At 41.7% G+C, this 8,508-nt stretch carries 5 protein-coding genes; all 5 read left to right on the top strand.

Annotated features, from left to right (window positions below):
• Positions 1 to 27 precede the first annotated feature (27 nt).
• Complete coding sequence (locus tag O9332_RS10545; protein ID WP_288025359.1) at positions 28 to 1,110, top strand: PhzF family phenazine biosynthesis protein; 1,083 nt, start codon at positions 28 to 30, stop codon at positions 1,108 to 1,110.
• Between the two features lie 271 nt (positions 1,111 to 1,381).
• Positions 1,382 to 4,444 (top strand): FkbM family methyltransferase, encoded by a 3,063-nt coding sequence (locus O9332_RS10540; protein WP_288025356.1) that lies wholly within the window; start codon positions 1,382 to 1,384, stop codon positions 4,442 to 4,444.
• Positions 4,445 to 4,470: 26 nt separating this feature from the next.
• Entirely contained in the window at positions 4,471 to 5,880 is a 1,410-nt protein-coding gene (locus tag O9332_RS10535; RefSeq protein WP_288025354.1) for an FkbM family methyltransferase, read from the top strand.
• A 55-nt stretch (positions 5,881 to 5,935) separates the two neighbouring features.
• Positions 5,936 to 7,432, top strand: a complete 1,497-nt coding sequence (locus tag O9332_RS10530) for a glycosyltransferase family protein (protein ID WP_223210596.1) — start codon at positions 5,936 to 5,938, stop codon at positions 7,430 to 7,432.
• A gap of 21 nt (positions 7,433 to 7,453) precedes the next feature.
• Positions 7,454 to 8,200, top strand: coding sequence for an FkbM family methyltransferase (locus O9332_RS10525; RefSeq protein ID WP_288025351.1), 747 nt, complete (start codon positions 7,454 to 7,456; stop codon positions 8,198 to 8,200).
• Positions 8,201 to 8,508 lie beyond the last annotated feature (308 nt).

Raw genomic sequence — 8,508 nt, 5'->3', positions numbered from 1 at the left:
GCAGCCAAGAATTTAAGGGAAGAAGGTATGAGAATACTGTCAACAAATACCGATGGACAGTCGGAATTTCAAGCTTGGGGAGAAACTGTAAGACTCGTTGGTACTTGTACCCAAAAGCGGGTTTCTGTGAATCAAGAATCCTCCGTCACAGCCTCAGCTTGGCGGCGGGAGTGTCAATCCTACTATACCGCCGATGTTTTTAGTGATCGCATTTTTGGCGGTAATCCCCTGGCGGTTTTTCCGGAAGCATCTGGATTAACCCACACCCAGATGCAAAAAATCGCCGCCGAATTTAACTTCTCGGAGACAGTCTTTGTTTTTCCGCCAGAAACGCCCCAAGGCACTAAAAAAGTCCGTATCTTCACCCCCAGTACCGAATTACCCTTTGCAGGGCATCCTACCGTCGGCACAGCCTATATTTTAGCCCTAATCGGTGCTATTCCCCCCCACCAAGAAACCACGATTTATCTGGAGGAAGGAGTCGGTTTAGTACCAGTGAAAATTCTCATGGACGGGGAAAAACCGGTCTATAGTGAGTTAAAAGTGGCACAATTGCCAGAATTAGTGACGGATACTTATGCTCTCGATGATTTAGCGGCGATTCTTTCCCTAAGCGTTGCCGATTTCTTACCCGGTTATCCCCCCCGCGCCTTTTCCTGCGGTCTCCCTTTTTTATTCATCCCCGTTAGAAACCGAGATGTTTTAGGGAAAATAAAACTAAATCTAAGTCTCTGGTCATCATTATTGGGACAATCCCCCGCTAATTCCCTTTTTGTCTGCTGTTTTGACCCAGAATCACCCCAATCTCGTCTCTATGGCCGAATGTTTGCCCCCGGTTTAGGAGTTATGGAAGATCCCGCCACCGGTTCGGCTGTGGCCGCTTTAGCGGGCTATCTAGGGGGGTTAGAATCTTCTAGGGAAGGGATGAATCAATGGACGATAATCCAAGGGGTGGAAATGGGCAGACCAAGCACCATACAATTAAAGTTTCAGAAAAACAACCGGTCAATTACGGAAGTTTCTGTGGGTGGTGCATCAGTTCTAGTCTGCCAAGGCAAGATGATAATTCCCGATGGGGAAACAAAAAGCGATATAAACAGGTCATTGTGATAGCAATCACTGAAGTTAGTAAAAAGGAGATGAACAATCTTAAAACATTAAGACCTGCAAGGAGCAATCTCCGTTTTCTGGGATGGATAAGAATAAATTTGACAGGGTATAGGGAAAAATATAAAATTTCTAGAGGGATAACCAAGAAAAAAAACAGCAGTTATCTTAATGACGAGGCAGTAGGCAAAATGAAGTTATACTTTATTTTTCTGAGAAAACCTGTCAGCAGTCATGGAATGTCTATAGTTAAAGTCTATTAAAATTAGTCATTATGCTCACCTCTTATCAGGAACTACAAAAAGAACTTAGTTTGTCCTTACAAGACTTAAATAGTTTTGCCGACAAATTCCAAGAAAGTTATGATATTATAGTATCTGCAAACGAAATCAATGAGAATCAGGGTGTCGGGGTTCTTTTAAAGAGAATTTTCCCTGATACTGGTGGGATAGTCTCCTTGCGAACCACTAATCTCTACGGAGGAGAGCAAGATTTTGGAGTCCATAATTTTTGTCTGGATGTGCGAGGTTGTTCCTACGGGGAAATTTTATTAAAGATCCAAAATTTATTTGTTCATTTAAAACCGAAAAGAGTCTTAGTAATTCCCTACTTTGTCGAAGATTTTTATGTAGCCACAGCGATTAAATCTCTCTTTCAGGTCCCCGTTTGTACCTACCTGATGGATGATCAGAACGTCTATGTTAATGCCGTCGAAGATGAAGCAGTTCAGAAATTACTCGATAGCAGCGATCTAATTTTAGGGATTTCTCTGCCCTTGTGCCAAGCCTATGAAAAAAAATATAGGCAGAAAATCTGGTTTATCCCTCCCCTCGTCGAAAGCTATCTGTTTCCCCCTGAAATTGTCATGCCTGATCTGATGGGGCGAGGTGTTTTGATTGGTAATATTTGGTCTCAGAATTGGTTAGAAAAACTACGTCAGTTATGTCGGGAATCCCAAATAAAAATTGATTGGTATGGTAATCCCAATCGTCAATGGCTGCAATTCCAAGAGGAAGAATTAGCGCAGGATGGAATTTTCTTTCAAGGCTACTGTCCCCAGGCTGACCTAATTAACCACCTACGTCAAGCTCCTTTCGCCCTTGTTCCCACTGGCAGTTCCGCGGAAGAAGAGGATCGGCCAGAATTCTCCTATTTGAGCTTACCCTCCCGTATCCCTTTTATCGTCGCTGCCGCTAACACCCCCATTCTGGTGGTCGGTCAGAAGGATAGCGCTGCTGCTAAATTTGTGCAAGAGTTTGACCTCGGTTCTGTCTGTGATTATGCGGCCGCAAGTTTCTTGACAGAAATCGCCAAACTCCACACCTATAACTATCAACTAAAACTTCGTCAGGCTAGTCATCAATTAGCCTCCAGTTTAAAAGCCGATCATTTTGACGATTGGCTCTGGCGATCATTAGAACAGGGAAAACCCATCGATGATCGCTTTGCTATCTTCCAGAACCACTACATCTGCGGCCATGCTATTATTACCCCCTGTGAAGTCAATCAACAGCACGGTACAGGGGCCCTAGTAAAAAGAATCTTTGCCGATAATCGTCAAATTATTTCCATACGCTCCGCTGATCACTACGGTGGGGAACAGGATTTTGGGGTCTTCAGTCTTCTTCTCGATCACCGAGAGCTATCGCGAGCGCAAGTGTTTCAGTCAGTGCTAAAAACCCTCGCACACAACCAGATTGAGAGCGTTTTTTGTGTCCCTTATTACGCCAGCGATATTCTGACAGCGATCGCTATTAAGGAATTATTTAACGTTCCCCTTGCCACCTACATCATGGACGATCAGAATATCTGCGTTCAGGAGATTCCCGATGCTTTGATGAAAGAGTTTTTAAGCAAATGTTCCGTTCGTTTTGCCACCCATCCCGAACTCCGCGACGCTTACGAGAATAAGTACGGCTACAAATTTTGGCTCCTACCGGCGATCGTTCCCCACCGTCTCATTAATAGTGAAGTTGCCGAAGTTTCTCCCCAACGCTGTCAAGAAAAATGGGGAGCTTTATTAGGGAGCATTTGGAGTCCCCAATGGTTCCAATCTCTGTTAGAGAGTATTCAAGGGGCAGGGATTAAACTAGATTGGTATGGCAATTCTAACTATTATTGGCTCAAAGAATCTGCCGCAGAATTAGAAAAATGGGGACTTTATAGCCAAGGACTTTATCCCGAAGAACAACTAGGACAACAACTACAAGCATATCCCTTTGTCATTGTTCCCACGGGAACTATGGACGAAAGAGATGATCGGACAGAATTGTCTCGCCTTAGTTTACCTGGCCGGATTATTTTTAACCTCGCCACCGCGAACACCCCAGTAATTCTTTTAGGCAGTAATAAAACCTCGGCGGCTAACTTTATTAATCGCTTTCAAATCGGTGTGGTTTGTGATTATACACCTGAAAGTTTGGCCGCAGCCGTGGACTACGTTCTTCAACCAGAAAATCAGCAAAGAATGCGAGAAAATGCCGTTAAAGTAGCAGCCAAATTCTCCGATAAAGGGATCGATCAATGGGTGTGGCAGTCCCTAGAAAAGGAACAAGCGGCCGATGACAGATTTGAAGCGATTTTACCTCGATCGCCGATCGATTTAGTTCACTTTATTGAACCCCCCGTTCCCGCAATTATTTATAAAGATTATGCTCAAGTCTATCAAGTGATGCGACGTTTGCGAGGGCAAAAATATCGGCCAGATTTTGTGGTTGATGTGGGAGCTTCCCACGGTATTTGGTCTCATACCGCTAGTCAATTATTCCCTGAAGCTCGCTTTATCCTCATCGATCCGCTAATCTCAAAATACGAGCAATCGGCCAGAAATTACTATATCTGTAATATTCCTCAAGCGGAATTACTAGAAATTGCCATCTCTAATCAAGCTGGTCAGTTAAGTTTTCAGGTTTCCCCCGATTTATACGGAAGTTCCTTGCTCACTCCCGCCGATTTTAGAAACTATGAAACGATTACAGTGGAAGTAAAAACCCTCGATCAGGTGGCGACAGATGAGCAAATTTCTGGCAGAGGAATATTAAAATTAGACGTGCAATGTGCCGAGCATATCGTCTTAGAAGGAGCCAAAGAATTTATCGCTCAGGTGGATTTAGTCGTTGCTGAACTCTCCTTTATTCGCTATGATCAGAACGCTCTCGTCTTCAATGAAATGCTTAATCTTTTGGATCAGCTTGGTTTCCGTTATTATGACGAAACCGGCGAATGGAGATCTCCCATTGATGGCACACTCCTCCAAAAGGAAGTGGTTTTTATTCGTCAGGATTTGTTAGTTCCCGAAACTAGCCGCAAAATTGAAAATTCTCCCAGTCAAGCTTAAGACAATTTACCTAATCACTAGCCAAAATGATCAAGAAATTATTAGCCAAAAATAAAATAGTTCAGCGAGTTAAAGCGGTCAAAGATTTATTTCTAGAAAAACTTGATTCACTCAGTCATGTCCAACTGGAACAAATCCAAAAACTGGAAAAACTGGAGAAACTTAATCAGCTTGATCCCTTAGATTTTAAGGTTGAGCAACTTAATAACTCCACGGAGCAAATCCGACAAGAAAATGCAGAAACCAAGCGAAAGGCTGATTTATCACTGGAAAATCAAGCTTTTTTGCTGAAGTTTTCCGTAGATATAATTAAAAATATGCAAGTATTGACGGAAAAACTCCAGACAAATCACAGCGAATCTCAAAAACAGCACCAATTAACTCTCGATACTTTCCAAAAAATAGCCAGCCAATCTCAAAAACAGCACGAATCAACTCTGGACACTTTCCAAAAAATAGCCAGCGATGTGCGATTAGACTCCCAAAAACATAGTGATACAATTATCGATTCTTTCCAGAGAATTTATGAAGCTTACCAACAGCAAAGCGATGCTGTTTTTGGAACCATACAAAAAATACAAGAAAATCTCCAGCAAATTAGCGAAGATAACCGCCAAATCTTTGAAGATATTCACTCTCAAAAATACAAAGTCATTATCGATCAAAAATATTTTCAAGATTTAGACATCGAATTAATGACTTATTTATATTCCTATCTTCCCCATCGTCTTGCAGTAGATATTGGTGCTAATCGGGGCGATGTTTCTAGTCGTCTCCTACAAGTTGGTTATCAAGTTTATGCCTTTGAACCTTTTCCTGCTGTAATCGATAAGCTCAAAAATCGCCTCGGTGATCATCCTAACTTTCGGCTTTTTCCCTTTGCTCTCGGTTCCGAAAATCAAACCCAAGAACTCCATATAGCCACCGATGAAACCCCAGACAACACCTATCAAGATGCCAGCTTTTATAACAGCTTAACTAAGCATTCTCTCTCGGAAGGTTTAGTATTTACCGATACTATTCCCGTTACTGTTAAAACCCTAGCCAGCCTCCACGATGGCGAGGAATTACCTAAAGATATTGGTTTGGTTAAAATTGACACAGAAGGCTTTGATTTAGAAGTAATCAAAGGTATGGGCAACTATCGTTATCCCGTGGTAGTTGCGGAATTTTGGGATAAAAATTTCCCCTTTGGTCGTTCGGGAGCGATGAATCAATTACCAGATTTAGTCAAGGCCATGAAAGAAAGAGATTATCATTGGCATCTAGTTATCTATCGTATTTGGGGCAGTTCCGACGTTAGTTATTACTGTAATTCTGCCTATTCCCTCGATAATTCTTGGGGCAATGTTTTCTTTTTCCAAGATTATCAGGTCTTCCATCAAGCCTTACTTTGGTCTGCTTCCGTTATGCCAGCTACTTATTTTTCAGCCTAGAAACTTAGGCATCAATCATTTTTTCACAAACTAACTAACTAGGTGAGTAATGATTATGAAAAAAAATATTTCCTTAACCAGTGAAATTTTGATTCTCATCGGTTTGGGAATCGCTTTTTTGCTAGTAGGCATATTCTTTGGACCTAGATTACAACCCGTGTGGATAGATGAAGTAGTATTGGCAGAACCAGCAGCTAATCTAGCTTTATACGACAGTTTTACCTCGGCTGCTTGGTATCATCAAAATGCTCAGGAATTCCATGTTAGCACTTCTTTTCTTTATACGGTTTTGCTGGCTTTATGGATAAAAGTTTTGGGATTTAGTATTGAAAAAGTTAGGCTTTTTAATTATGTGTTAATGCTTCTTAGCATCACTGTAATCTGGTTATTCATCAAGAAATTGCCTTTAATTAAGTTTTCTTGGCTAAGAATTATCCTAGTGGTTAGTTGTCTTTTGCCAGCAGGAATTACCTTTATTTATATATCGGGAAGGTACGACACTTCCGGCATTTTCTTATCAGCACTGGTTTTGGGGGCTTTTTTAATAAAAGATGCTAAAATCCGATGGCTTACTATGACAATTATTGGATTTTTCTTTCCCCTTTCTGGATTGTCAGCAGTGGTCTTTGCGACAATTTTTGGCGGTATCCTACTCCTTTTCAACTTTCAGCGATTTTGGCGGGAATTTGTCGCCATAGGTGGGGGATTTATTTTGGGAATGTTATTTCTTTATGCACTTTACTCAACTAATGGTGTTTGGGATGATTTTGTTAGTCTGACTTTGGGTCATACTGTTGCCAGTGCCAACCTTAACAGAAGTGTCATTGATATAATATTTTCCAGAGTGAGCAAACTTTTTGACCAGAAAGATTATGTGTGTGGTGGCTGCTTGCATCCGTCTTTTCCCCCACTGTCACTACTGCTGATCATCTTGATATTTTATGAACTATTGACCAAATCTTTCCGGTGGCGTTCTCCTTCCTTTTTTGCTTTGATCAGCGTTATTACCATACCAACTACTATGTGTTTTCTGGGGAAATATCCACTTTACTATAGTTGGATGTCCATGTTTCCCTTGATCATTTGTATTTGCTGGAGTTTTAATAATATTTTAGAAAAAAATACGGGCAAAATTCAGACGACAATTATTAGTATAGCTTTTTTGGTTTTATTATTTTATGCCAACTTACTAGGACTACCTTACCTAGTGCAAAGTACCTTAAAACAATGGGAAAATAATGACTATGCTAAAGTACAAAACTTTCTCGATAACAAAATTAATCCTCAGGATCACATCTACGCTGATTTTCAAACATTCTACGCCCTCAAGTCTCGGGCTAAACGAGTTTATTTCCCCCTTTATAATGGGCAGATGACACCAGAGGATAGGGATAATCTTTCATTAATTGTCATTGATCCTAGGGCCAGTGCTAGAGCATCTTGGAATCCCGGATTAGCAGAAATTGTTGGCGACTCACTCCCCCAGTGGTACGATACAGGAGAACAGTTAGATACAGGCACTTATGGGATGAAATTGTACCGAAAAAGATAAACCCGAAGTAATTCAAAGGATATGAACTCTGAAAAACTGCAATTAAGGTCTGATTACCAAAAAATGCTTGATGACTTAGATACTCAAGTCCTCCAATTGGATCGACAGGTATTTAAACGACTACAAAACCTAGGTTACACCCCGAGGGTGATCTTTGATGTGGGTGCTTCTAATAGTGGCTGGTCCTACTATATCAAACAGGTGCTGCAGGAAGCTGAATTTTATCTCTTTGAACCCCTCATCGACTACAGCAGCGACTATCGGGAATTAATCTCAGAAATCCTGCGAGTCTATCCCTCCTTTCATCTGTATAAATACGCCCTAGGTGAAACCTGCGGCGAGGTGACGATGAATGTTTCCACGGACGTGGTGAGCAGTAGCCTCTTGCAAACCGGTGATGAGAGTCAGCCCACCACCCCCATCTCGGTGCAAATGTTAACAATTGATGACGCAATTGCCCGACTTGGTTTACCCCATCCCCAAGTGATCAAAATTGATACCCAAGGCTCGGAGTTGTCTATACTTAAAGGAGCCGTCAAAACCCTACCTAAAGTCGATGTTCTCTTTCTCGAATGCTGGCTCTATCGGGGCTATGGCCAAAAAACTCCCCTCTTAACCGAAATCGCCGATTGGTTATTATCCTTTAATTTTCGGCTTTGGGATGTGGCCGATGCCTATCGCGATCAAGGGGGAGTGCTAACCACATTAGATTGTATTTTTGTAAATACTCAAGCCGGTATTGCCCCGATTTGGTACTATGAGAACTAGAGTGGCTTGACTTTCCTAACCCGTCTAGTCCTTGCCGTGCGAGGGAAAAGAAGAACAGTCTATTTTCTTCCCAGATATCCGATAGACCAAGTACCAAGTTGGAGAGCAAGGGACAGGATTAAACAGTCCTTAGATCACTATTTCGGGAAGGGGAAACTGAGCCATACTTAGGGCTTGCTGAATAAATCTAAAAACCTTGCTGGATAAGACTTTTAGACTTTTTGTCAATCCAAAAGTACCGGACCTGGGAGTGAGCGGGGGGAAAATTCAGGTACTTTTTCCCTGAAAATTAGGTAATTGACCAGATG

This window comes from Microcystis sp. LE19-10.1B (assembly GCF_027530565.1).
GTDB lineage: Bacteria > Cyanobacteriota > Cyanobacteriia > Cyanobacteriales > Microcystaceae > Microcystis > Microcystis aeruginosa.
This window is presented reverse-complemented; position numbering and strand designations above follow the sequence as displayed.